At 35.3% G+C, this 23,141-nt stretch carries 24 protein-coding genes; 13 read left to right on the forward strand and 11 right to left on the reverse strand.

The genetic code is table 11. The features are described 5' to 3' along the window. Positions 1-41: 41 nt before the first annotated feature. The 3 genes from capB to NCE97_RS05245 all read right to left on the reverse strand — a co-directional run bounded on the left by capB (position 42) and on the right by NCE97_RS05245 (position 4,612). Positions 42-1,301, reverse strand: a complete 1,260-nt coding sequence (gene capB, locus NCE97_RS05235) for a cysteate-C-fatty acyltransferase (RefSeq protein WP_353777884.1) — start codon at positions 1,299-1,301, stop codon at positions 42-44. A gap of 156 nt (positions 1,302-1,457) precedes the next feature. Beyond that, positions 1,458-2,492: a cysteate synthase gene (gene capA, locus NCE97_RS05240; RefSeq protein WP_353777885.1), complete on the reverse strand. Its 1,035-nt coding sequence runs from the start codon at positions 2,490-2,492 to the stop codon at positions 1,458-1,460. 68 nt (positions 2,493-2,560) lie between these two features. Continuing rightward, complete coding sequence (locus tag NCE97_RS05245; protein WP_353777886.1) at positions 2,561-4,612, reverse strand: S9 family peptidase; 2,052 nt, start codon at positions 4,610-4,612, stop codon at positions 2,561-2,563. A gap of 107 nt (positions 4,613-4,719) precedes the next feature. Between NCE97_RS05245 and NCE97_RS05250 the strand changes: the two genes are divergently transcribed. The 3 genes from NCE97_RS05250 (at position 4,720) to NCE97_RS05260 (ending at position 6,715) form a co-directional block, all read left to right on the forward strand. Next, positions 4,720-5,043: a YbaB/EbfC family nucleoid-associated protein gene (locus tag NCE97_RS05250; RefSeq protein ID WP_353778265.1), complete on the forward strand. Its 324-nt coding sequence runs from the start codon at positions 4,720-4,722 to the stop codon at positions 5,041-5,043. A 71-nt stretch (positions 5,044-5,114) separates the two neighbouring features. Next, positions 5,115-5,462, forward strand: a complete 348-nt coding sequence (locus NCE97_RS05255; protein WP_353777887.1) for a YciI family protein — start codon at positions 5,115-5,117, stop codon at positions 5,460-5,462. After that, positions 5,462-6,715: an RNA polymerase sigma factor gene (locus NCE97_RS05260; RefSeq protein WP_353777888.1), complete on the forward strand. Its 1,254-nt coding sequence runs from the start codon at positions 5,462-5,464 to the stop codon at positions 6,713-6,715. Before NCE97_RS05255 ends, NCE97_RS05260 begins: the two co-directional genes overlap by 1 nt. On the opposite strand, the gene NCE97_RS05265 is transcribed toward NCE97_RS05260, so the two are convergent. Both NCE97_RS05265 and NCE97_RS05270 read right to left on the reverse strand, forming a co-directional pair. After that, a complete protein-coding gene (locus NCE97_RS05265; RefSeq protein ID WP_353777889.1) occupies positions 6,712-7,410 on the reverse strand; it encodes a tetratricopeptide repeat protein in 699 nt (232 codons plus the stop codon). The two genes, NCE97_RS05260 and NCE97_RS05265, sit on opposite strands and share 4 nt — an antisense overlap. A 113-nt stretch (positions 7,411-7,523) precedes the next feature. Then, positions 7,524-8,456, reverse strand: a complete 933-nt coding sequence (locus NCE97_RS05270) for a peptidylprolyl isomerase (RefSeq protein ID WP_353777890.1) — start codon at positions 8,454-8,456, stop codon at positions 7,524-7,526. Between the two features lie 222 nt (positions 8,457-8,678). Between NCE97_RS05270 and NCE97_RS05275 the strand changes: the two genes are divergently transcribed. Next, positions 8,679-9,419: a DUF3575 domain-containing protein gene (locus NCE97_RS05275; protein WP_353777891.1), complete on the forward strand. Its 741-nt coding sequence runs from the start codon at positions 8,679-8,681 to the stop codon at positions 9,417-9,419. 115 nt (positions 9,420-9,534) lie between these two features. Here the strand turns inward: NCE97_RS05275 and NCE97_RS05280 are convergent, their stop codons facing one another. Next, positions 9,535-9,909, reverse strand: a complete 375-nt coding sequence (locus NCE97_RS05280; protein WP_353777893.1) for a winged helix-turn-helix transcriptional regulator — start codon at positions 9,907-9,909, stop codon at positions 9,535-9,537. A 312-nt stretch (positions 9,910-10,221) separates the two neighbouring features. On the opposite strand from NCE97_RS05280, the gene NCE97_RS05290 reads away from it, so the two are divergent. Together NCE97_RS05290 and NCE97_RS05295 are read left to right on the forward strand one after the other, a co-directional pair. Further along, entirely contained in the window at positions 10,222-10,737 is a 516-nt protein-coding gene (locus tag NCE97_RS05290) for a GNAT family N-acetyltransferase (RefSeq protein WP_353777896.1), read from the forward strand. A 371-nt stretch (positions 10,738-11,108) separates the two neighbouring features. Beyond that, on the forward strand, positions 11,109-11,627 hold the full coding sequence (locus NCE97_RS05295; RefSeq protein WP_353777897.1) for a hypothetical protein: 519 nt from the start codon (positions 11,109-11,111) through the stop codon (positions 11,625-11,627). Positions 11,628-11,650: 23 nt separating this feature from the next. Here the strand turns inward: NCE97_RS05295 and NCE97_RS05300 are convergent, their stop codons facing one another. Next, a complete protein-coding gene (locus NCE97_RS05300) occupies positions 11,651-12,382 on the reverse strand; it encodes a LytR/AlgR family response regulator transcription factor (RefSeq protein WP_353777898.1) in 732 nt (243 codons plus the stop codon). After that, positions 12,383-13,363, reverse strand: coding sequence for a sensor histidine kinase (locus NCE97_RS05305; RefSeq protein WP_353777899.1), 981 nt, complete (start codon positions 13,361-13,363; stop codon positions 12,383-12,385). It abuts the gene before it with no gap. Positions 13,364-13,579: 216 nt separating this feature from the next. Here NCE97_RS05305 and NCE97_RS05310 point away from each other — a divergent pair, with 216 nt between their 5' ends. The 3 genes from NCE97_RS05310 to NCE97_RS05320 all read left to right on the forward strand — a co-directional run bounded on the left by NCE97_RS05310 (position 13,580) and on the right by NCE97_RS05320 (position 16,169). After that, positions 13,580-14,671 carry an agmatine deiminase family protein gene (locus NCE97_RS05310; RefSeq protein WP_353777900.1) on the forward strand — a complete coding sequence of 364 codons (1,092 nt, stop codon included), beginning with the start codon at positions 13,580-13,582 and terminating at the stop codon, positions 14,669-14,671. A 127-nt stretch (positions 14,672-14,798) separates the two neighbouring features. Further along, complete coding sequence (locus tag NCE97_RS05315) at positions 14,799-15,698, forward strand: hypothetical protein (RefSeq protein ID WP_353777901.1); 900 nt, start codon at positions 14,799-14,801, stop codon at positions 15,696-15,698. Between the two features lie 42 nt (positions 15,699-15,740). Beyond that, a complete protein-coding gene (locus NCE97_RS05320) occupies positions 15,741-16,169 on the forward strand; it encodes a DUF1801 domain-containing protein (RefSeq protein ID WP_353777902.1) in 429 nt (142 codons plus the stop codon). 21 nt (positions 16,170-16,190) lie between these two features. Here the strand turns inward: NCE97_RS05320 and recQ are convergent, their stop codons facing one another. Further along, on the reverse strand, positions 16,191-18,392 hold the full coding sequence (recQ, locus tag NCE97_RS05325; protein WP_353777903.1) for a DNA helicase RecQ: 2,202 nt from the start codon (positions 18,390-18,392) through the stop codon (positions 16,191-16,193). Positions 18,393-18,479: 87 nt separating this feature from the next. On the opposite strand from recQ, the gene NCE97_RS05330 reads away from it, so the two are divergent. The 4 genes from NCE97_RS05330 to lptB all read left to right on the forward strand — a co-directional run bounded on the left by NCE97_RS05330 (position 18,480) and on the right by lptB (position 21,426). Beyond that, positions 18,480-19,445, forward strand: a complete 966-nt coding sequence (locus NCE97_RS05330) for a KpsF/GutQ family sugar-phosphate isomerase (RefSeq protein WP_353777904.1) — start codon at positions 18,480-18,482, stop codon at positions 19,443-19,445. Continuing rightward, positions 19,445-20,281 (forward strand): twin-arginine translocase subunit TatC, encoded by an 837-nt coding sequence (gene tatC, locus NCE97_RS05335; RefSeq protein ID WP_353777905.1) that lies wholly within the window; start codon positions 19,445-19,447, stop codon positions 20,279-20,281. Before NCE97_RS05330 ends, tatC begins: the two co-directional genes overlap by 1 nt. Then, the gene (locus NCE97_RS05340; protein ID WP_353777906.1) at positions 20,262-20,612 is read left to right on the forward strand and encodes a carboxymuconolactone decarboxylase family protein; all 351 of its coding nucleotides are present in this window, start codon (positions 20,262-20,264) and stop codon (positions 20,610-20,612) included. The genes tatC and NCE97_RS05340 overlap by 20 nt, the downstream gene beginning before the upstream one ends. Before the next feature lie 73 nt (positions 20,613-20,685). Beyond that, positions 20,686-21,426, forward strand: a complete 741-nt coding sequence (lptB, locus tag NCE97_RS05345) for an LPS export ABC transporter ATP-binding protein (RefSeq protein ID WP_353777907.1) — start codon at positions 20,686-20,688, stop codon at positions 21,424-21,426. A gap of 57 nt (positions 21,427-21,483) precedes the next feature. Here lptB and NCE97_RS05350 read toward each other — a convergent pair whose 3' ends face one another. After that, the gene (locus tag NCE97_RS05350; protein WP_353777908.1) at positions 21,484-22,308 is read right to left on the reverse strand and encodes a TerC family protein; all 825 of its coding nucleotides are present in this window, start codon (positions 22,306-22,308) and stop codon (positions 21,484-21,486) included. 2 nt (positions 22,309-22,310) lie between these two features. After that, positions 22,311-23,078 (reverse strand): CDP-alcohol phosphatidyltransferase family protein, encoded by a 768-nt coding sequence (locus NCE97_RS05355; RefSeq protein ID WP_353777909.1) that lies wholly within the window; start codon positions 23,076-23,078, stop codon positions 22,311-22,313. Positions 23,079-23,141: the final 63 nt, after the last annotated feature.

Consider the following 23,141-nt stretch of genomic DNA (forward strand, 5'->3'; position numbering starts at 1 on the left):
ATTTTAAATCAGGCTTTTCAATTTATAAATTCGTACAAAACTTATTCTCCCATTGCCGCAGCGACAGCAGCAGACAAACGCTTATAAGTTCCGTTTTGTAATCGGTCTCTAATAGCAGAAAACGCATTCAATGTTTCCTCAACATCCTTTAATGTATGCGTAGCTGTAGGAATCATTCTTAGTAGAATTAATCCTTTAGGTATTACAGGATAAACCACTATAGAACAGAAGATTCCATAATTTTCTCTCAGATCTTTCACCAAAGCCATTGCTTCAGGAATACTTCCTTTAAGGTATACTGGAGTTACACAACTTTGAGTTGTTCCAAGATCAAATCCTCGCTCTCTCAAGCCAGACTGTAATGCATCTACAATCTTCCAAAGGTTTTGCTTTAACTCTGGCATGGTCTTCAACATCTCCAAACGTTTCAATGCACCTATTACAAGTTGCATTTGTAACGATTTAGCAAACATTTGAGAACGTAAATTATATTTTAAATAATCTATGATTTCTTGGTCAGCTGCAATAAAAGCACCTGTGCTTGCCATAGATTTTGCGAATGTTGCAAAATACACGTCAATTTCATCCTGTACGCCTTGCTCCTCACCTGTTCCTGCTCCTGTAGCTCCAAGAGTACCAAATCCATGAGCATCATCTACAAATAACCTAAAGTTGAACTTTTTCTTAAGCTCTACGATCTCTTTAAGTTTTCCTTGCTCGCCTCGCATTCCGAAAACACCTTCAGAAATAACCAAGATACCACCTCCTGTTTGCTCTGCCATCTTAGTAGCACGCTCAAGGTTCTTTTCTAGGCTTTCTACATCGTTGTGTTGATAAGTAAAGCGTTTTCCCATGTGCAAACGTACACCATCAATAATACAAGCGTGCGCATCAACATCATAAACAATGATATCGTCTTTAGAAACCAAAGCATCTACTGTAGATACCATACCTTGATAACCAAAGTTCAAAAGGTAAGCGGCCTCTTTGCTAACGAATTTTGCAAGCTCATCTTGTAATTTCTCATGAAGTGAAGTATGACCAGACATCATTCTTGCTCCCATCGGATAAGCGGATCCGTATTCAGCAGCAGCTTCAGCATCAACTTTACGTACTTCAGGATGATTAGCCAAACCAAGGTAATCGTTAATACTCCAGGTAATAACTTCTTTCCCTTGAAACTTCATTCTATTGGAAATCTGACCTTCTAATTTTGGAAAAACGAAATAGCCTTCTGCTTGAGAAGCCCATTTCCCCAATGGTCCTTTGTCCCTATAGATCTTTTCAAATAAGTCCTTCATCTTAAGCTATAATTAGTCTAATTAGTGGTTACAAAATTAGGTATTTATATTATCACTGCATAATTTTTGAACTAACTAATACCACTAAGTTTTAAACATAAAAAAACCTATTGTGAACCTAGCATCCACAATAGGTTATTTATAAATTATTTAATTCTATTTTATATACTGAATCTCTTCAACTGTAGCACGTTGGCTATCAAAGAATCCTTGTGCTTCCATCCACTTATCGCTATAGATTTTACTCATATATCTCGATCCGTGGTCTGGGAAAATAACAACAACCTTATCTCCTGCCTTAAACTCACCTTCTTCTTGCAGTTGTTTTAGTGCTTGCATAGCTGCTCCACTAGTATATCCAACAAAAAGTCCTTCAGTTTTTGAAATCTCTCTAGCAGTGTGGGCACTTTCTTCGTCAGTTACTTTTACAAACTTGTCTATGATATCAAAATCTGTAGCTGTAGGGATTAAATTCTTCCCTAAACCTTCTATTCTGTAAGGATAAATCTCTTTATCATCAAATTCTCTAGTCTCGTGATACTTCTTAAGTACTGAACCATAAGCATCTACTCCAATTACTTTGATATTAGGGTTCTGCTCTTTTAAGTATTTTGAAGTTCCAGAAATAGTTCCACCTGTTCCACTACAAGCAATAAGATGAGTTATTTCTCCTTCTGTTTGCTTCCAAAGCTCTGGACCAGTAGTGTGATAATGTGCATCAATATTTAATTGGTTAAAATATTGATTAATATAGATAGACCCTTTGATTTCGTTGTGAAGACGTTTAGCAACCTGATAATACGATCTTGGATCGTCGGCGCTAACGTGAGCAGGACACACATATACACGTGCTCCCATAGACTTTAGCATATCAATCTTATCAGCAGAAGATTTTGAACTTACAGCCAAAATACACTCATAGCCTTTAATGATACTTACCATTGCAATACTAAATCCTGTGTTACCAGAAGTCGTTTCGATAATAGTATCACCTGGTTTTAAGATCCCTTGTCGCTCTGCTTCTTCAATAATATGAAGTGCAATGCGGTCTTTCGTGGAATGCCCTGGGTTGAATGCTTCGACTTTTGCATAAAAGTCGCCTTCAAATCCAGCAGTCATCTTGTTCAATTTGATAAGTGGTGTTTTCCCTATTAGTTCCAGCACATTACCATAAACTTGATTGTCTTTCATAAATGCTATTTATCAGCTTCAAAATTAATTGAACCTAAAACCCGACAAAAATACACGTTTTTTTTGAATTAGCTAGAAATATCCTCTAAGTCTAATAAAAACGCATATTCCTGAGCATCCTCTTTGAGGGCTTCAAATCGACCTGAAGCACCACCATGCCCAGCATCCATATTTGTCTTTAAATATAGCTTATTTTCATCGGTTTTTAGCTCTCTAAGCTTAGCAACCCATTTTGCAGGCTCCCAATATTGTACTTGTGAGTCATGAAGTCCAGCTGTAACTAAGAGATTTGGGTAGTCTTTATTTGAAACATTATCGTATGGGGAATACGACTTTATATAGTCGTAATATTCTTTATCGTTCGGATTTCCCCATTCATCATATTCACCTGTGGTTAAAGGGATAGAATCGTCTAGCATTGTGGTAATGACATCTACAAATGGAACTGCTGCAATAACACCATTATACAATTCTGGTGCCTGATTGATAATTGCTCCCATCAACAATCCTCCTGCGCTGCCTCCCATAGCATATAAGTGCTTTGTAGACGTATAGTTATTATCGATTAAAAATTTTGAACATGTAATGAAGTCAGTGAAGGTGTTCTTTTTGAACAATAGCTTTCCGTCTTCATACCAATCTCTTCCCAAATATTCTCCGCCTCTTACATGAGCGATAGCGAAAATAAATCCTCGATCCAATAAACTCAGTCTAATACTAGAAAAATAAGGATCTATTGTTGATCCATAGGAACCATAAGCATATTGAAGCAAAGGATTAGTCCCATCTTTTGCAATTCCTTTTTTATAAACTAAGGACATAGGGACTTTAACGCCGTCTTCAGCTTCAGCCCAGACACGCTCAGAGGTATAATCATCTTTTTTGAATTGACCTCCCATGACTTGCTGTTCCTTCATGATGGTTTTCTGCTTGGTCTTCATATTGAAATCTATCACAGAAGCTGGTGTCGTCAAAGAATTGTATCCATAGCGCAAAACTTCAGTATCAAAATCTACATTAGTGCCTGTATAGGCCATATACGTTTCATTATCGAAAGGAAGATAGAAATCTTCAGATTGATCCCAAGCCATTACACGAATCTTATTGAGTCCGTTATGTCGCTCACTAACAACCAAATATTTACTAAATATATCGATATCTTCTAAGAGCGTATCATTTCTATGTTCAATCAATTCTTCCCAGTGACTAATCTCCGTATTGTCCTCTGGGGTTTTCATCAGCTTAAAGTTAACTGCGCCTCCTTCATTAGTCACTATGTAGAAATGATCATCGTAATGAGAAATGCTATACTCCAACCCTCTAATACGTTCTTGAAATACTTTAAAATCAGAATCTGGTTCATCTGCTTTAATACAACGGTACTCATTGGTCATGGTACTATATGAAGCAATGATGATATACTTTCTAGACTTAGATTTATAAACCGTTGCGCCAAAGGTTTCATCGGTTTCTTCATACATCAACTGGTCTTCAGAAGAATTTTTACCTAGTTTGTGCTTGTATATACGATTAGACCTTAAAGTAACCTCATCTTTCTTTGTATAAAACAACGTTTCATTATCATTAGCCCATGAAGAAGATCCTGTTGTATTGGTAATAGTTTCATCTAGGATAGCATCCGAAGCTAAATCTTTCACTTTTAACACATATTCTCTTCTACCTATTGTATCCAAGCCAAAGGCAATTTTTTTATTATCTGGACTAACATTGATTCCTACTAATTTGAAATAACTATGACCTTCTGCCATGGCATTACAATCGAAAAGCAGTTCTTCTTCAGCTTCTAAAGTTTCCTTCTTCCTTAAGTAAATCGGGTAGTTTTTACCTTTTTCATATCTAACGATATACCAATAACCGTTATATTTATAAGGAACCGTTTCGTCATCTTCCTTAATTCTGGCCTTCATTTCCTTAAACAGTGCTTCTTCAAATGGTCTTAAATGCTTTGTTTGGTCTTTGTAAAAAGCGTTTTCATCATTTAAATAGTCAATGACATCAGGGTTTTCTCTGTCGTTCAACCAATAGTAATCATCTATACGGACATCGTTATGCTTTTCTAATTTCTTTGGCTCTTTCTTAGCTCTTGGAGGGAGAATCATGTAAATTCTATTTCTATAAGACAGCAAAAATAACATTTTCAATTCTTATCTAAAGTCGCCAAAAAATGCGCTTAATTCTTAATTTTGTAGAACTAAAAACTAGAACTATGTTTGGAGATATGATGGGTATGATGAAAAAGCTCAAAGAGACCCAAGAAAAAGTAGAAGCTACTAAAAGACGATTGGATACTGTTTTAATAGACGAAAGCAGTAGCGATAACAAACTAAAAGTGACTGTTACGGCAAATAGAACAGTAAAGGCTATTTCTGTTGATGATGAATTATTGTCTGATAAAGAGATGCTGGAAGATTACCTTGTGCTTACACTAAATAAAGCCATAGAACGTGCTACTGAAATCAATGAAGCCGAGCTTGGGGCTGTAGCAAAAGAAGGCATGCCAAACATTCCTGGACTGGATATGTTTAAATAATTTTAAAAAAGTGTCCCTCTTTTATATTTGTAAAACGTCTTACAGATATAACAATTAAAAAACATACAATTATGAAAGAATTTATGATGATTTTCATTGGCGCAGATTACGCTGATCTTGGACTATCTCCAGATGAACTACAAAACCGCATGGGAAAATGGTTTGCTTGGAGCAACAAAATGGAACAAGCTGGCATCTCAAAAAGTGGCAATGCCTTACATCCACAAATGAGAAGAATCGTTGGTCAAAATCGCACAGTTACAGATTTAACTTCTGCAGAAGTAAAAGAAATCGTAGGTGGTTATTACATCGTTCAGGCTGAAGACTTTGATGCTGTAGAAAAAATTGCTCAAGATTTTCCAGATTATGACCTTGGTGGTACTGTGGAGATTAGAGAAGTTATGGTATTTGATAATTAATGGAGAATAAACACATAGACCATCTTTTTCGTTACCATAGCGGAAAGATGGTCTCTGTATTAACCAGAGTTTTTGGACTTAAGCATTTAGATATTATTGAAGATGCAGTCCAAGATACTTTTATAAAAGCTAGCCTTGCCTGGCGAAACAAACAACCCGAAAACCCTGAAGCCTGGCTGACCAGAGCTGCAAAGAATAGGGTTATTGACATTTTCAGAAAACTCAATACCGAGAAAAAACACCTTCCCACATTAACTTATGGCACAGACGCTATAGCCATAAATGAGCTCTTTCTAGACTCCGAAATCAAAGATGCTCAGTTGCGAATGATTTTCACAGCTTGCCATCCTAAGCTAGATCCAAAGGATCGTATTGCCTTTGCTTTAAAAACTGTTTCTGGTTTTAGTTCGAAAGAAATAGCCTCCGCTTTACTTATTAAAGAGGAGACGATCAAAAAAAGACTCACAAGAGCCCGTAAGTCTATTCAGAAGTCAAAATTACAATTCAAAATTCCGCAAGGGAAATCATTGCCACTTCGGCTTGAAAGTGTGATGGAAGTGCTATATCTTATCTTCAATGAAGGTTTTCACTCCAATAAGTCAGACAAACTTATAAGAAAAGAGCTGTGTGGTGAAGCAATGCGCTTGTGCAAAATGTTGCTTCAAAATGAGCATACGCGTTCTTCTGCAACTTATGCACTTTTTGCTTTAATGTGTTTTCACTCTGCGAGAATAGAAGCAAAAACCAATTCGGAAGATGAGATTCTGGACTTAGAGCATCAAGACAGAAGCTTGTGGCATTTTCCTCTAGTTGCTCTGGGAAATACCATGATGAATAAAGCTGTAGATGACGATACATTTTCTTGCTACCATTATGAAGCTGCAATTGCTGCTGAACATTTGCGAGCCAGAACATTTGAGGATACAAACTGGAGTAAAATTTTGGAATGGTATCAATGCTTATATGATATTCAGCCTATGCCAATTCATTTGTTGACAATGGCTGTAGTAAGCATGCAAGACAGTAACTTAAAAGATGCCAAGAAGTTTCTAGATCAATTAGAATCCAAAGACTTAGAGCAAAGAGCTTACTTATATTATGGAGCCTTATCTGATTATCATAAATTGAATAGCAACTATTCCGAAGCATTAACAGCTATTGACAAAGCTCTAGAGCTAGTAAATAACAAATTAGAAAAAGAGCATTTAGCTAAAAAAAGATTCAAGCTAATAGAACCAAGCCAACTTAATTAATCATTGCCCTTATCTATTGCTTCAAGTATTTTCTGGGCTCTCATATTGTGTGGATTCATCTCCAGCGCTATTTTGTAATTGTTATACGCTTGAATACTATCACCAGATTCTAAATAGGCTTCACCTAAGCTATCGTAAACATTATCACTTTCAGGAAATAAAGCAACATTCATTTTAAAAACTTCGATTGCATTGTCGTACTCTTCTCTTCTAAGTAATCTATATCCCATACTATTGAATCGCCTTTCATCTAATACAGAGCTCATAGAGTCTTGTGCTTTAATGGCTAAAAGTGCTTCCGCAGCTTTTTTATAGTCTTTGTTTTTAAAGTGTGTACTTGGCGTTTTGTAATTATCATCTACTTTGAGATAATCGTACGTAACGCGGCTTTCATCTTCCTTGGAAATGATTGAGAGGTATTGCTCTTTGGTTTCGGGATGTTGAACAAAGTGGAGCTTTGTATACAACTCACTTAAGAAAATAACGTTGTCGTCTAAAACAACTGGCTCTACGACGCCTCCGCGCCAGTTAAAGAACATTTTGTTGTCCTTGTAATATACATCGATAACATCGTCTGCATTATATAAATAACGACCAGATGTTTGCTCCATAAACTCTGGAGTGAATTTGACATTCTTTGAACAGCTTGCAAGGATAAAAAGGCATACTGAAGATAGTAATACTCTAGGTTTCATTATTGATTTGATTGATTGGTTATACAAATAATGAGCAAAAAAAAAGTCTCATTATAAAAATGAGACGATTCTTATTGTGTTATGTTACTGTTTTATCAGTAAAAGTTTTCTATCTACTTTACATCCATAAGTTCTACATCGAAAACTAAGGTTGCATCTGGAGGAATAACTCCACCTGCACCTCTAGAACCATAGCCAAGATCACTAGGAATTACCAAACGTGCTTTGTCACCAACATTTAATAGACAAATCCCTTCATCCCAACCTGGAATCACTTGCCCTACACCAACTTGAAAATCTAGTGGCTGATTTCGTTTATACGACGAATCAAAAACAGTTCCGTCCGCTAATTGTCCTTTGTAGTGTACTGAGACCATCTTACCTTTTTCGGCAGATTTACCATCTCCTTTTTGAATGATTTGGTAACGTAATCCGCTTTCTGTTTCTTCAAAACCAGCAGCAAGCTTATCCAACTCTGCTTTGCGAGCTTCACGCTCAGCTGCAATTCGCTTTTCGCGAGCGCCTTCGAATGTTCTGAATGCTTCAATAGCGTTAAAGTTTTCTGCATCCGCTCCTACTCTAACAATCTCAACACTTTCTATCTCATCACCTTGAGCAACAGTATCTACAACATCTTGTCCTTTTGCTACTCTTCCAAATACAGTGTGGTTGTTGTCTAACCATGGTGTTGGTACATGCGTAATAAAAAACTGGCTTCCATTAGTTCCAGGCCCAGCGTTAGCCATAGATAATACTCCAGGAGCATCGTGCTTTAAATCATCATGAAACTCGTCATCGAATTGGTAGCCTGGGTTACCAGATCCTGTACCTTGAGGACAACCTCCCTGAATCATAAAATCTGGAATTACTCTATGGAACTTAAGACCATTGTAGTAAGGTGTACCTTGAGGCTTAGCTGAGTTTTCCATATTTCCTTCTGCTAATGCCACAAAATTACCTACTGTTCCTGGTGTTTTTTGATACTCTAAAGCGACTAAAATTTCACCTTTAGAGGTATTGAATTTTGCATATAATCCGTCTTGCATGTCTTTGCGTTTTATTTAAGGCTGCAAAGATAATGGAAAGTTGTAATTAATAAGCCATATAATCTTCAAGTATTTTCTTAATGGTTCTAATAATTATATTAGTAAGAATACACCTACGTATTATTAAAAAACACTATATTTGCACCTTCCTTAGCAGGATGTAGGGAATCCTCCTTATACCCAATAGTTAGCCTCAATTTTACAATACATAAACTAACAACTATGAAAGAACTAAACCTTTTCTTAGCATTATTAATGCTGTCATTCATCAACCTAAATGCACAAAATGATGAACAACTAGATTACAAAAACAACATTAAATTCAATCCACTAAGTGCTGCCTTATTTGGCAACTACGAATTTCAATATGAACGTGCAATAAGTGATAATTCTACTGTATCACTCGCTTTAGGATTAAAACTATCCGGTGGAGTTATTAAACTAAACGGATTCGACTCTTCAACGATTAAAACTGATGAATTTGAATTTACTGGTTTTTCTATTACTCCAGAATATCGTTGGTATTTTCAAAAAAATGCAACTAAACGAACTGGTTTATACCTTGGTGGATATTATAAGTTTAAAAGTGTTGTTGATAACATAAACGGAACTTATACGTCATCAAATACGAATACAAGCGCTCCAATTGAAGCAGATGTAGATATTACTGCTCATACCTTTGGTGCCTTATTGGGCTATAAAGTTATGGTTGGCAAACATCTATATGTTGACATTACAATTGCCGGACCTGGATACAGTTCAACCAAACTAGAGATAACAGAAAAACAGCCTCTTCCTGCAGAATTTTACGTTGACTTAGGTACTGAAATCGCTGATAACTTTGATATTATATCTGGCTTTGTGGACAATATCGAAATAAAAGAAACCAGTTCTAATAGTGGCGGTGATAGTTTTGGTCTACCCGCATTTAGATACGGTTTTAAAATAGGATACTCTTTTTAAGAATAATTGTTGCTATTTATTAATAAAAACGAACTGGCATTGAAAATAACTGCATAATTTTTCAGTGTCAGTTTTTATTTGGGCAATTTAGAGTAGCCTACACGTCTCTATTGACTTAATCAACATCTACGACCTCACCCTTACTAGTGGCCAATTCAATTCCCCATCTGGTTATAACTTCTATAACTGGTATTAAAGTTTCGCCAAAACTCGTCAAATTATAATGTACTCTATATGGAGCCTTTTTACCATAACTCGTACGTTCTATTAAACCATCTTCTTGTAATGACTTTAACTGAATGCTCAACATTTTTTCGGTGATGTAAGGAGATAATCGATTTAATTCTGAAAAACGCAAAGCACCATTTCTCAAATACCATAACACCACACACTTCCATTTTCCACCAATAAAACTCATTGTTAAACTTGTACCACAGTGGTAAATACTATCATTGATCTTATACGCTTTGTGTTCTCCTTCGATTATCATCTTTTAAAAAGTTTGGACTGTCTAGTTTGACAGCTATTGTGAGATAAATGTACTCAAAATATATTTGTACTGTAAAAAGTATAGTACTAATGAACACCTTGATCACTGACATTATTGGATACACTGCATTAATCATCAATCTTTACTCTATGTCAGTAAAAGGAGAATATAGGCTACGGTTGATTTCGGCCTCCGCTAATGCTATGTACATTGTATATGGTATATTGTTGCACGCATACCCAATAATCATTGGTTGTTCTATAGCTGTACTCTTACACGTTTATCGTTTGAAAAATTTAAAACCAAGTAAAAATGATTAATATCAAAATAGCCACCGAAGCACATGCAGAAACCTTAGCACTTTTAGGCAGAGTAACCTACATAGAGTCGCATGGTCATTTTATAGGTAATGAAAATGACTTATCGGAATATGTAAAAACTGCTTTTTCGGTCTCAAAAACAAGAGATGATATTAATGATCCCAATACTATATTTTATATCATTTCCGTTGATGAATTACCTGTCGGCTATGTAAAACTTGTATTGGGTACAACACACAAAAGCGTGTCTTCGGAAAACAACTGTCAATTGGAAAGGATTTATATTTTGAATGATTTCATTCCTTTAAAATTAGGGCATCAGCTAATGGACTACATTGAAGAAAAGGTTAAAGAGATGCAACTGAATACAATCTGGCTTTCAGTCTATATAGAAAATAAAAGAGCTATAAGATTCTATCAAAAAAACGGCTATCAAGAAGTTGGGATATCAACCTTTCTAGTTAATGGAAAAGGATTTGAAAACTTAGTGTTTTCTAAACAAATTTAAATCACCTCAAATTTGCAAGAGTAGGAGAATGGTATATGAGTATGTGCACACACAGCGGCACAATTCATTACTAGTGTTCATCTTAAAAAAGAAGGAAAATAACTACGCCCAACACCGCTTATTACTAATATCAACCCGTTTATTACTTACGTTTTTTCTTAATCTGAGTACTTACATATATTAGATAACGAATCATATACTAATCCTTCTAAGTCATTAGAACGAATGCTGTTACCATTCAAAAAACATGGAAATTGAAGCAGCAAGATTTAATGGTAGTGGAGCCATAGGAACTAGTATTATAAGGACAGACCATGTCCGGTTTGGTCATATGTCAATTTGAACATAACAACAAACAAACGCCCCACATTATGAAATCAATACTAAACTTAATAGTTGCAACTACGCTTTGTTTTACAATAAATTCAAAAGCTCAAGAACAAGTTAGCTTATCATTACATCAAGATCTAAAATTTGCCATCATTGGAGATGAGCAAGGAGGACATTCTACTAGAATAATCGATATTACTGCTCGTTTCAAAATGCAAGGAAAACAACAACAATTTGGATATATGGTTATTTATCCAGCTTTCCAATACGCTAATTTACTTGGAATTTACAAGCGATATTATGCTAATGTTGGTTATAGTTTCAATAGGCTGTTTATTAAAAATTTTGAAGCTATGGCTGGTCTAAATTATGGCATTCAGGACCGTTTTTCTAAAAGTTTTCTAACATTTGGAGCAGATTTCGAACTCAGCTACAACATTTCAGAAAAGTTCAAATTCAGCTTATTAGCTCAAGTTGTAGAACGAAAAGATCTTGCTGTTTTTTATGATGATTACAAGCTAGGTTTTTCCGGATCTTTTGGATTAGAATTTAATTTATAGCAACAATAACAATCACGAAAAATCTAAAGAAGTTCATTTTTGTCTAAGCGCTGAATTAAATGTGGTTTTACCGATTTGCTGATTGGGATTTTATCATTATTAATCATTATTAATCGGTTTCCTTCAATTCCTATGATGTGATTCAAATTGGCAATAAATGACTTCTGAATCCTTAGGAAATCCTTCTCTGGCAATATGTCTTCTAATTTTAACAGGCTCATTAATGTGGTGACTTGTGTGTCTTTACATTTAAAGCGCACATATTTTTGCATGCCCTCGATATATAGTATGTCTTCAAACTTCACTTTTACGGCTTTATAATCCGATTTCACAAAAATATAGTCAAGTGCAGTATCGGGTTCTTCATTAACAAACTCCTGTTCTCCTTTTCTCTGGTTCAATAACTCCAACACCTTCGCGATGGCCTGAAAGAATCTATCAAACTTCACAGGTTTTAATAGATAGTCAACGACATTCAATTCATAACCTTCAATGGCATATTCTGAGTAAGCCGTGATGAGTATCGTCAAAGGTGGCTGCTTAATGGCTCGCAATAATTCAACTCCTGTTAAATCTGGCATTTGAATATCTAGCAACAGTATATCAATAGTTTCGCCTTTAATGAACGAAAGAGCTTCCATAGCCGTTTGACAGGTGCCGATAATCTCAATATCAGGAATTTTCGAAAGATAATTTTTCAAAAGATTTTGTGCCAAAACCTCATCTTCGACTATCAAACATTTATACTTTTTCAATTAGAGTAGATTTATGGTTAATGACACTTCAAACACCTTCAATCCTTTGTCAATATTAAATTGATGCGCATCAGGATAGCTATATTTCAATTGCTCTTGGATGTTAGCTATTCCAATACCTTCATCTGTATTGCTCTCTTGAAAGGAGTTTTTGGTTTTAAAATATAAGACATCATCCTTTATCGTAAGATTGATATCTATAAACCCATCCGGATTATAATTTATATCTCCATGCTTAAAGCAATTCTCTACTAAATTAACCAAAATTAATGGTGCAATTTCATGATATTGCTCAACAACATCAATAGTAAGTTTTATTTGCTCCTCACCTTTCATCTTTTTCAGCAGTTGTAAATCGATATATTCCTTGACCAGATTGGTTTCTTTTTCCAACGGAACTACTTCCCTTTTTCCATCATAGATAAGATATCTTAAAATCTCTGATAATTTTTCAATCATTATAGGCGCATGGTCATGCTTTTCAAGACTTAGTGAGTATATATTGTTCAATGTATTAAACAAAAAATGAGGGCTTACTTGAGACTTTAAGAGTAATAATTCAGTTTTTAATTTCTGATTACTTAACGCTAAACTTCTCTTTTTTTCTAGTTCGTATTGATTGACTTTCCAGAACAAAAAAGAAATTAAAATCAGAATGATAAAGTTAACTGTAAAAGAAAAAACAACCCGATGAGGCAACGTATCTAGTAAATAATATCCTAAACCAGAAAAATAATACGGAACAAAAAGGAGCGCGAAGAAGACTGCAATGCTAACGATATAAATCAGTTTTCCTTTTCTTTCAAAAAACTTTGGAATGAAAAAAAACAAATTTGCATAGGCGATAAAGGCATTAAGTCCACACTCAACAAGACTATATAATATGGCTTCCTTCCATTCATAGTCAAACAGCATAGAATCTAGTATCATCCCAAAGATGAAGAGCCATAGCAAAATATGATAAACAACAATTTTTCTCATAACGGGATTAAATCGAATTGTCTAATCTATTAGTATTACCTCAAAGAAATAAATATAATCCACGAAAGTAAACTTTTAAGGAACGAAATATCGTTTAGTTGGAAAGACCTATCATTCAATCTTGTATTCCAAAAAAAGTGGTTTTGGTGGAAAAATCTTTAGTAGTGAAAGTCACTGAGATACATTTGAGCTATAGTTTAATTAAATCAATAAATTATGAGAACGGAAAAAATTCTTTTAAGTAGTATGTTCATGTTATTCTTAACGTCAACAACTGGTTGCGATAAAGACTCAATTGAAGATTCACCTACTATATCACCACCAGATAATGCTGTAGCCTATAGAATGCCGAGTGAGGAAGCAGAACATGAAGGCACTTGGTTACAATGGCCACACAGGTATACTTATGGCCAACAAATGCCAGATAGGTACGATCAAATATGGATAGACATGACCAAAGCATTACACGAAGGTGAAATAGTACATATTATCGCTTATAATAATGAAGAGAAAAATAGAATTACTTCCCTTTTGGAGAATGCTAATGTAGACATGAATCAAATTGACTTTTTGATTGAAAAAACTGAAGATGTTTGGGTTAGAGACAATGGCCCAATCTTTGTTTTTGACGAGAATGATAATTTGAAGATTACCAACTGGCAATTTAATGGTTGGGGAGAGAAAGCCGATTACTTTTACGACAACCAGATTCCATCTCATGTTAGTAATGCCATTGGAATTCCTAAAATAGATGTTGATATGGTTCTTGAAGGTGGTGCTATTGAAATTGACGGAAACGGTACCTTAATGGCTACTAGGAGCTCTATTTTGAATACCAATAGGAATCCAGGATTGACCCAAGAGCAAGCAGAATCATTCTTTAAACACTATTTAGGTATTACTAATTTTGTTTGGTTAGATGGGATTGCTGGCCAAGATATTACGGACTACCATATTGATGGTTTTGCCAGATTTGTACAAGGAAATATCCTATTAACTCATGCCGAAGAGTACATGTTCTCTCCAAACGAGTTTGAAGTATTATCGAATGCTACAAATGCCGATGGCGAATTATATACCAGAGTAGAACTACCAGTTGCTATACAATCCCAAGGAAGTTACATGAATTATTATGTAGGTAACAAAGTTGTGCTGGTTCCCAATTATGATGAGTCCACGGATTCACAAGCCAATGCAATAATTCAAGGATTATATCCAGATAGAGAAGTCGTTGGAATCATTGTTAATGAACTATGGGAAGATGGAGGAGCTATTCATTGTGTTACTCAGCAACAACCAAAAAATTAAAGCCTAGTGAGTGAAGAAAGTGCATTTATTTGATGAAAATAAATTGATTGTTACAAATTGCGGTTGCGTCTCATAATTGAAATCAACCGCAATTTTGTTATCTTAGTTTCAAATCATCAGTCAAATCATGCAATCTTTAAGAAACTCCATGTTACTCATCGCTCTTTTTCTTAGCGGTAGTCTTATTAACGCACAAATTAAATTAGCAAAAGAAACTAATCTAACTCAAAATAGTTCTGACGATCGGTATGCGTCTTATTCACCTGATGGAAAGCACATTGTATTCGAATCTAATAGAGATGGTACTTGGCAAATATATCTGATGGATACTAATGGTTCTAACCAGAAAAAAATCACCAGTCACAAAAGTAATAATAGAAAACCTACATGGCATCCTTCTGGAACTGTGATTTTATTTGAATCGGACAGAACTGGAAGATTACAATTATTTACCATAAACACTGAAAGTCTTGAAGTCAATCAGCTTACAAAATTTGACAAAAGAGAACCTTTATTTGCTGATTATTCACCTGATGGAAAACACATTGCAATGAGTTTGAAGGAAACTGATGATAAGAGCAATATTGTTTTGATTGATAACAACGGGGAAATCATCAAAAAATTAACTGACACTAACCTAAGGAGTCATTTTCCGAGATGGTCCAGCGATGGAAAAGAAATTGTATACTTCTCAAGAAAAGACACAGGAAATGAAGATGACGAAATATACAAACTCAATCTAGAAACAGGTACTGAACAAAGGTTAACCAGTTGGCCGAAGCATAATTTTTGTCCATCCTGGTCCAATGATAACAGTAAAATAGTTTATGTAACTTCAATGGAAAACTCCAGACCAGAAATTTATATCATGGATGCTAATGGAGAGAATCAGATACGCATAACCAACAATAATGATGGTGACACCCTTCCCAGTTGGTCATCCAAAGAAGATAAATTGTTGATTACAGGCTATCGTGATGGAAACTTTGAAATTTGTGAGCTTCAATTAAAATTTGGCAAACAATAAACTCCTACTTTTTACTACATTTTTGTGTAAACCAAATAACGGATGAACAATTTTCAGATAAAAGCAAACCCAGAAGTAGCACTAGTTTTTAATAACTACCCAGATGCTGTCCGAGATAAAATGTTATCACTAAGGGATTTGGTCATTGAAACAGCAAAAGAAATTGATCAGATTTCAACCCTAGAAGAAACCCTAAAATGGGGAGAACCAAGTTATATCACGAAAATAGGCAGCACATTAAGAATGGATTGGAAATCAAAATCTCCAAACCGATATGCTATGTACTTTCAATGTACGAGTAGATTGGTAGAAACTTTTAGATTGATTTTTAAAAACAAATTAAACTTTGAAGGAAAGAGAGCTATTGTTTTTCAATTGGACGAAAACGTTCCCGAAGAAGAACTGAAACACTGTATCACTGCAACTTTGACGTATCATAAAGTAAAACATTTGCCAACCTTAGGGATTTAAGCTCAAAAAAAAAAGGTAAAACTAATTAGCGACCTCGCTAATAAACTTTATACGATATAGGCGAAGCTCTTCATCATCATAATCACCATCAAACTCTTCTATTGCTTCAGAGATTTTATCAGTTTCAGATTCCATAAAATATTCATGGATTTCTTCCTGCTGGTCTTCATCCAAGATTTCATCAACCCAATAGCTAATATTAAGTTTAGTCCCAGAATAGACAATGGCTTCCATTTCTTTTATGAAGTCTGACATATCCATGCCTTTAGCCGCAGCGATATCATCTAATGGTAATTTCCTGTCTATATTCTGGATGATATATAGTTTTATTGCTGAATTACTTCCTGTAGACTTTACAACCATGTCTTCTGGTCGTACAATATCATTTTCTTCAACATAATTAGAGATAAGCGCTACGAAGTCCCTGCCATACTTCTTAGCCTTACCATCACCTACACCATGAACATTACTCAACTCTTCTAAGGTAATAGGATACTTAAGTGCCATATCTTCTAGAGAAGGATCCTGAAAAATCACAAAAGGTGGAACTCCCAATTGTTTAGCATTACGTTTGCGTAAATCCTTGAGCATCTTCATTAATTTTTCATCAGCAGCTCCGCCACCAGATTTTGCAGCAGTAATGATAGAGTTATCTTCAACCTCATCATAGACATGGTCCTCAGTCATCATAAACGATTTAGGGCTTTCTAAGAAACTTTTTCCATCTTCTGTAAGTCTCAGCACGCCATAGGTTTCAATATCCTTTTTAAGTAGTCCTGCTACTAGAACTTGTCTGATCAAAGCCATCCAATGGCGAGCATCTTTGTGTTTTCCGACACCAAAGAACGGTTGTGCATCCGTTTTATGAGAAGAAATTAATGCATTAGATTTTCCAATGATAACCTGCACTAAATCCTTTGATTTATACTTCTGATTCGTTTTGCTTACGGTATCTATTAATATCAAAACATCGTCTTTAGCCTCATTTTGTGTTTTCGGGTTTCGAACATTATCATCCATGTCTCCACCTTCACCAGTATCATTATCGAACTCTTCCCCAAAATAATGCAGGATAAACTTGCGACGAGACATTGATGTTTCGGCATAAGCTACGACTTCCTGCAACAATGCATGGCCTATCTCCTGCTCTGCAACTGGTTTGCCAGCCATAAACTTTTCAAGCTTTTCAATATCCTTGTATGCATAAAATGCTAGGCAATGCCCTTCTCCTCCATCGCGTCCAGCTCTACCAGTTTCTTGATAGTAACTTTCTATACTCTTAGGAATATCATGATGAATCACAAAACGCACATCTGGTTTATCGATTCCCATTCCAAAAGCAATTGTAGCCACTACAACATCAGCTTCTTCCATCAAAAACATATCCTGATGTTTCACTCTGGTTTTAGCATCTAAGCCTGCATGATATGGAATGGCACTAACGCCATTAACTTGAAGTACTTGCGCTAGCTCTTCAACACGTTTTCTACTCAAACAATAGACAATCCCAGACTTCCCAAGGTTTTGCTTCACAAAACGAATAATATCTGCATCAACATTCTTGGTCTTAGGGCGTACTTCATAATAGAGATTAGGTCTGTTGAAAGATGCTTTAAATGTAACAGCATCAGACATTCCTAAACTTTTCAAGATATCTTCCTGCACCTTAGGTGTTGCTGTCGCAGTAAGTCCAATAATTGGTATGTTATCTCCTATACGCTGAATGATTTGTTTCAGGTTTCTGTATTCTGGTCTAAAATCGTGTCCCCATTCACTGATGCAATGCGCTTCATCAACAGCCATAAATGAAATTGAAACACCCTTCAAAAACTCTACATACTCTTCTTTAGTTAAAGATTCTGGTGCAACATATAACAGTTTGGTAACACCATTTGTGATGTCATCTTTTACGCGTTTTACTTCCGTTTTGTTCAATGATGAATTCAGTACATGTGCAATACCTTCTTGTTCTGAAACACCTCGTATGGCATCAACCTGATTTTTCATTAAGGCAATTAATGGAGACACAACAATCGCTGTACCATCCTTCATTAATGCTGGTAATTGGTAACATAGTGATTTTCCTCCTCCAGTAGGCATAATCACAAAGGTATTCTTGTTAGCAAGTACACTTTCTATAACCTTTTCTTGAAGACCTTTGAAGGTCGAAAATCCGAAGTATTTTTTTAATGCTGAATGTAAATCAATTTCTGTAATGCTCATTAATCCCTATTAGTATTTTATATACATTTGCAGTAGTTTAAAGATAACAATTTCTTTAAATGCATCAAATCCAAAAATTGTTAAGTTTTGAACACTAAACAATCTATTCTAGATACAGCAAAAAAAACAATATCATTAGAGAGTGAAGCTATAGCGAATCTCTCTAATTTATTAACTACTGACTTCTCCGAAGCTGTAGAATTAATATATAACTCTAAAGGAAGAGTAATTATTACAGGTATTGGCAAAAGTGCCATTATAGCTAACAAAATCGTAGCAACATTAAATTCTACAGGTACGCCTTCTGTCTTTATGCATGCAGCAGATGCCATTCATGGAGATTTAGGATTAATCTTGAAAGATGATGTTGTAATCTGCATTTCTAAGAGTGGAAATACTCCAGAAATTAAAGTCTTAGTACCACTTATTAAGAATGCAGACAACAAAATGATTGCGATTACAGCAAATCCTGAGTCATTTTTAGGTCAGCAAGCTGATTTTGTTTTGAATTCTTTTGTGGCACAAGAAGCCTGTCCAAATAACCTCGCTCCTACTACAAGTACAACTGCTCAATTAGTCATTGGCGATGCTTTGGCAGTTTGTTTATTGGAGCTTAGAGGATTCTCTAGCAATGATTTTGCTAAATACCATCCAGGAGGATCATTAGGGAAACGTTTGTACTTGAGGGTTAGTGATTTGTCTTCGCAAAACCAAAAGCCACAAGTAAGTCCAGATACCAACATAAAAGATGTCATTGTAGAAATCTCAGAAAAAATGCTTGGTGTCACTGCTGTGATAAATGGTGGTGATATCATTGGTATCATTACTGATGGTGACCTAAGGCGTATGCTTACAACTACGGATAACTTTGATGCACTAAAAGCTAAAGACATCATGGGAAGCGCTCCTAAACGAATAGATGAAAATGCTATGGCTGTAGACGCTATGGAGCTTATGGAAGAAAACGGTATTTCACAATTACTCGTAGAAAAAGATGGAAAATATGCTGGAGTTGTTCATCTGCATGATCTCATAAAAGAAGGAATTATTTAATGGCAAAAAAGAATGTAAATGATATGTCGTTCCTCGATCATTTAGAGGATTTACGCTGGCATTTAATACGAGCTACACTAGGAATAATGGTTGCTGCAACAGCGGCTTTTATTGCTAAGAAATTCATCTTCGAAACTATAATTTTTGGTCCTACACACATGTCGTTTCCTACTTACAGATGGTTATGCAGTATGTCCGAAATTGTTGGTGTAGAAACTAGTTTTTGTGCAGAAAAATTTCCTTTTATAATTCAAAATAGAACGGTTGCAGGACAATTCTCAGCTCATATTTGGACGTCAATATATGCAGGTTTCATCGTAGCATTCCCTTATGTTATCTATCAGTTCTGGCATTTTATAAGCCCAGGGATGCATAGTAATGAACGACGTAGTTCTAGAGGCTTTATAATAGTAGCATCATTATTATTCTTCCTTGGAGTTCTGTTCGGCTACTATGTGGTAACGCCTTTATCACTGAACTTCTTAGCAAATTATAGCATTAGTGATAGTATTTCTAACGAATTCGATGTAAGCTCTGTAATCGCCATTGTGCGTTCTTCAGCTTTAGCTTCAGGAATTGTATTTGAATTACCTATTATCATTTACTTCTTAACCAAAATAGGTTTAGTAACGCCTAAGTTTTTAAAGAAGTATCGAAAATTTGCATTGGTTATTGTTTTGATACTTTCAGCAATAATTACACCTCCAGATATTGCCAGCCAAGTCATAGTAGCGATTCCTATATTGATTTTATATCAAGTAAGTATTTATATCTCAGCAATAGTATTAAGAAATCAGAAGCGAAAAGAAAAGAGACATGCAAGACAACATAGTTAAAGAATTCAACGACTATCGTGCTAAGATGAACGATAAGATCTTAGCGGATAACAATAAAATTATAAAACGCATTTTTAATCTGGATACCAACGCCTTCTCAGAAGGTGCTTTGGATGTAAAAACAAAAGAGCTATTAGGTTTAACGGCTTCTATGGTTTTACGCTGTGATGATTGTGTTCGATATCATTTAGAAACTTGCTACAAAGAAGGATTGAAAAAAGAAGAAGTTGCCGAGGCAATGAGTATTGCTACATTGATTGGCGGCACTATTGTAATTCCTCACTTAAGACGAGCTTACGAATTCTGGGAAGCATTAGAAACTCAGAGTTAAACTTTTAATAAATACTAATGCTGAAATCTAAAGTCGATACGATTTTAGTATTTTTAGCGTTCATTGAGAACCTATGAAGTTACGTGCAGAACATTTAATGAAATCCTATAGCGGCCGAAAGGTCGTAAAAGATGTTTCTCTTGAAGTTAATCAAGGTGAGATCGTTGGTTTACTTGGTCCAAATGGAGCTGGTAAAACGACTTCATTTTATATGATCGTGGGACTTATTAAACCAAATGGTGGCAATATCTATTTAGACAATACTGATATTACTAAATTCCCTATGTACAAACGTGCACAGAATGGTATTGGTTATTTGGCGCAAGAAGCTTCAGTATTTAGAAAGCTAAGTATTGAAGATAATATCCTGAGTGTTCTACAGCTGACTAATTTGAGTAAGAAAGAGCAGCAAGATAAGATGGAATCTCTCATTGAAGAATTTGGGCTTGGACATATCCGCAAGAATCGCGGCGACCTACTTTCTGGTGGAGAACGCCGTCGTACAGAGATTGCACGTGCTTTAGCAACAGATCCAAACTTTATATTACTTGATGAGCCATTTGCTGGCGTAGACCCTGTGGCTGTTGAGGATATTCAACGTATTGTTGCTAAGCTTACCAAGAAGAATATCGGTATCTTAATTACCGACCACAACGTACAAGAAACTTTAGCCATTACTGACAGAACATATCTAATGTTTGAAGGAAGTATTCTTAAAGCTGGTATCCCTGAAGAACTAGCTGCTGACGAAATGGTGCGTAAGGTTTATCTAGGACAAAACTTCGAATTGCGTAAGACTAAGATTGAGTTTTAGTTAAAATCAATTGTTCAGTTTATAATTTTCATTCCTGCGAAGGTAGGAATGATAGAATCAGTTACTCTCTTTCTTTTCAGCTACTTCCTGCTCTGCTAAGAGTTTCTTTTGGTATCTACTCTGTACAACATCAGTAACGATTAGAATAGCTATTACAAAATAGAACGTCGTTTTACTCATTGGCACTATCTCATTACCAAAGAGCTTGATATGAGCCAAATGCCCTCCTTCTGTTACTAACATGATTCCAACAATAAAGAGGATAAATAATCCTAGTACTTCATACATACGATTCTTTGCCAGGAATGCCGAAATTCTATCGGCTAAAATTAGCATCAACAAACCACTAATCACAATAGCTATAGCCATAACAATAAAGGCTGAAGTCGGATTTTCAATATCGCTGGTTAAACCAATAGCTGCTAAAATAGAATCGAACGAAAACACAAGGTTCATGAGTACAATACTAGCAATAACAGCATTAGAAGATTTTGTACGCTTTACATCTTCCTCGCCATCAACGTCTGTATCCAAATTCTTTATCCCAATCATATGCCAAATCTCCTTAATCGCTGTATAAATAATGAATGCTCCACCAGCTAAAACAATAAGGCTATGGCCATTGAATGCAAACTCTGCTGCATCTCCTATCCTTCCTGTTAAGAATGAGAACGGTTCCTGAAAGAAATCTATAATAGAAACCAATAAGAATAGTAACACAATTCTCAACCCAATAGCTATCAAAATCCCAACTTTTCTAACTCTTTTTTGATCTGCCTTAGGCGCCTTTTTAGACTCTAAAGAAATGTATAATAAGTTATCGAACCCTAAAACTGCTTGCAATAGAATAAGCATCAAAAGTGTAAAGATAATTTCGGCCATGATTATTTAGTGTTTTCAGTATTGAAGTGAAATATTGAAAGAATAATGTATACAATAATAATTACTGGGATTGCCATAAACTGAAGCGTCGCTAATAGAATTGCACTCGCTACAACAAGTATATAGCGCCACATATTGGTCTTAAGGTCCCAGGTTTTGAATTTTAATGCTACAAGCTTGATGTTTGAATTCAATAAGTAGCAGCTTACCAAAGTCAATCCGATTAAGAACCACTGATTCAAGATTAAAGAGGTAGCTATTTCATTATTTTGAAACTCTAACACTAAAGGCAATGCTATAATCATCAGTGTATTTGCAGGCACTGGTAAGCCTTTGAAATAATCTTGCTGGTCTTCATCAATATTAAACTTAGCCAGTCGATAAGCTGATGCAAGAGTAATAAAGAACCCTATTAATGGTAATATTGGCAATCTAAACCCTGACCAATCAAAACTTGAAGTTGACCATTCAGCATTTAGCATTGTTACATCAGATGAATTACTCGCAATTAATAAAAGCTTATACATTATAACACCTGGAACTACGCCACTCGTCACCAAATCGGCTAAAGAATCTAACTGAATACCTAAAGGGCTTTGTGCCTTAAGCAATCTGGCCAGTAAACCATCAAAAAAGTCGAAGAAAATACCCAAACACACAAAGAATGCTGCAGCAACAAAATTATTGTTTACAGCAAACACCATGGCAATACAGCCACTCAATAAATTCAATAAAGTAACAAGGTTTGGAATCTGCTTGGTTAAAGACATTAAAATAATTTGTGTAAAAATATAAAAGTCTTACGTCTAATTATAAAAAAGATGCAATATCTA

The organism is Winogradskyella sp. 3972H.M.0a.05, assembly GCF_040493455.1.
In the GTDB taxonomy this organism is placed as follows: domain Bacteria; phylum Bacteroidota; class Bacteroidia; order Flavobacteriales; family Flavobacteriaceae; genus Microcosmobacter.

Excerpts from the sequence above, each read along its gene's own strand:
- capB (WP_353777884.1), bottom strand. The coding sequence starts at position 1,301 with ATGAAGGACTTATTTGAAAAGATCTATAGGGACAAAGGACCATTGGGG.
- capA (WP_353777885.1), bottom strand. The coding sequence starts at position 2,492 with ATGAAAGACAATCAAGTTTATGGTAATGTGCTGGAACTAATAGGGAAA.
- NCE97_RS05245 (WP_353777886.1), bottom strand. The coding sequence starts at position 4,612 with ATGATTCTCCCTCCAAGAGCTAAGAAAGAGCCAAAGAAATTAGAAAAG.
- NCE97_RS05250 (WP_353778265.1), top strand. The coding sequence starts at position 4,720 with ATGTTTGGAGATATGATGGGTATGATGAAAAAGCTCAAAGAGACCCAA.
- NCE97_RS05255 (WP_353777887.1), top strand. The coding sequence starts at position 5,115 with ATGAAAGAATTTATGATGATTTTCATTGGCGCAGATTACGCTGATCTT.
- NCE97_RS05260 (WP_353777888.1), top strand. The coding sequence starts at position 5,462 with ATGGAGAATAAACACATAGACCATCTTTTTCGTTACCATAGCGGAAAG.
- NCE97_RS05265 (WP_353777889.1), bottom strand. The coding sequence starts at position 7,410 with ATGAAACCTAGAGTATTACTATCTTCAGTATGCCTTTTTATCCTTGCA.
- NCE97_RS05270 (WP_353777890.1), bottom strand. The coding sequence starts at position 8,456 with ATGCAAGACGGATTATATGCAAAATTCAATACCTCTAAAGGTGAAATT.
- NCE97_RS05275 (WP_353777891.1), top strand. The coding sequence starts at position 8,679 with ATGAAAGAACTAAACCTTTTCTTAGCATTATTAATGCTGTCATTCATC.
- NCE97_RS05280 (WP_353777893.1), bottom strand. The coding sequence starts at position 9,909 with ATGATAATCGAAGGAGAACACAAAGCGTATAAGATCAATGATAGTATT.
- NCE97_RS05290 (WP_353777896.1), top strand. The coding sequence starts at position 10,222 with ATGATTAATATCAAAATAGCCACCGAAGCACATGCAGAAACCTTAGCA.
- NCE97_RS05295 (WP_353777897.1), top strand. The coding sequence starts at position 11,109 with ATGAAATCAATACTAAACTTAATAGTTGCAACTACGCTTTGTTTTACA.
- NCE97_RS05305 (WP_353777899.1), bottom strand. The coding sequence starts at position 13,363 with ATGAGAAAAATTGTTGTTTATCATATTTTGCTATGGCTCTTCATCTTT.
- NCE97_RS05310 (WP_353777900.1), top strand. The coding sequence starts at position 13,580 with ATGAGAACGGAAAAAATTCTTTTAAGTAGTATGTTCATGTTATTCTTA.
- NCE97_RS05315 (WP_353777901.1), top strand. The coding sequence starts at position 14,799 with ATGCAATCTTTAAGAAACTCCATGTTACTCATCGCTCTTTTTCTTAGC.
- NCE97_RS05320 (WP_353777902.1), top strand. The coding sequence starts at position 15,741 with ATGAACAATTTTCAGATAAAAGCAAACCCAGAAGTAGCACTAGTTTTT.
- recQ (WP_353777903.1), bottom strand. The coding sequence starts at position 18,392 with ATGAGCATTACAGAAATTGATTTACATTCAGCATTAAAAAAATACTTC.
- tatC (WP_353777905.1), top strand. The coding sequence starts at position 19,445 with ATGGCAAAAAAGAATGTAAATGATATGTCGTTCCTCGATCATTTAGAG.
- NCE97_RS05340 (WP_353777906.1), top strand. The coding sequence starts at position 20,262 with ATGCAAGACAACATAGTTAAAGAATTCAACGACTATCGTGCTAAGATG.
- lptB (WP_353777907.1), top strand. The coding sequence starts at position 20,686 with ATGAAGTTACGTGCAGAACATTTAATGAAATCCTATAGCGGCCGAAAG.
- NCE97_RS05350 (WP_353777908.1), bottom strand. The coding sequence starts at position 22,308 with ATGGCCGAAATTATCTTTACACTTTTGATGCTTATTCTATTGCAAGCA.
- NCE97_RS05355 (WP_353777909.1), bottom strand. The coding sequence starts at position 23,078 with ATGTCTTTAACCAAGCAGATTCCAAACCTTGTTACTTTATTGAATTTA.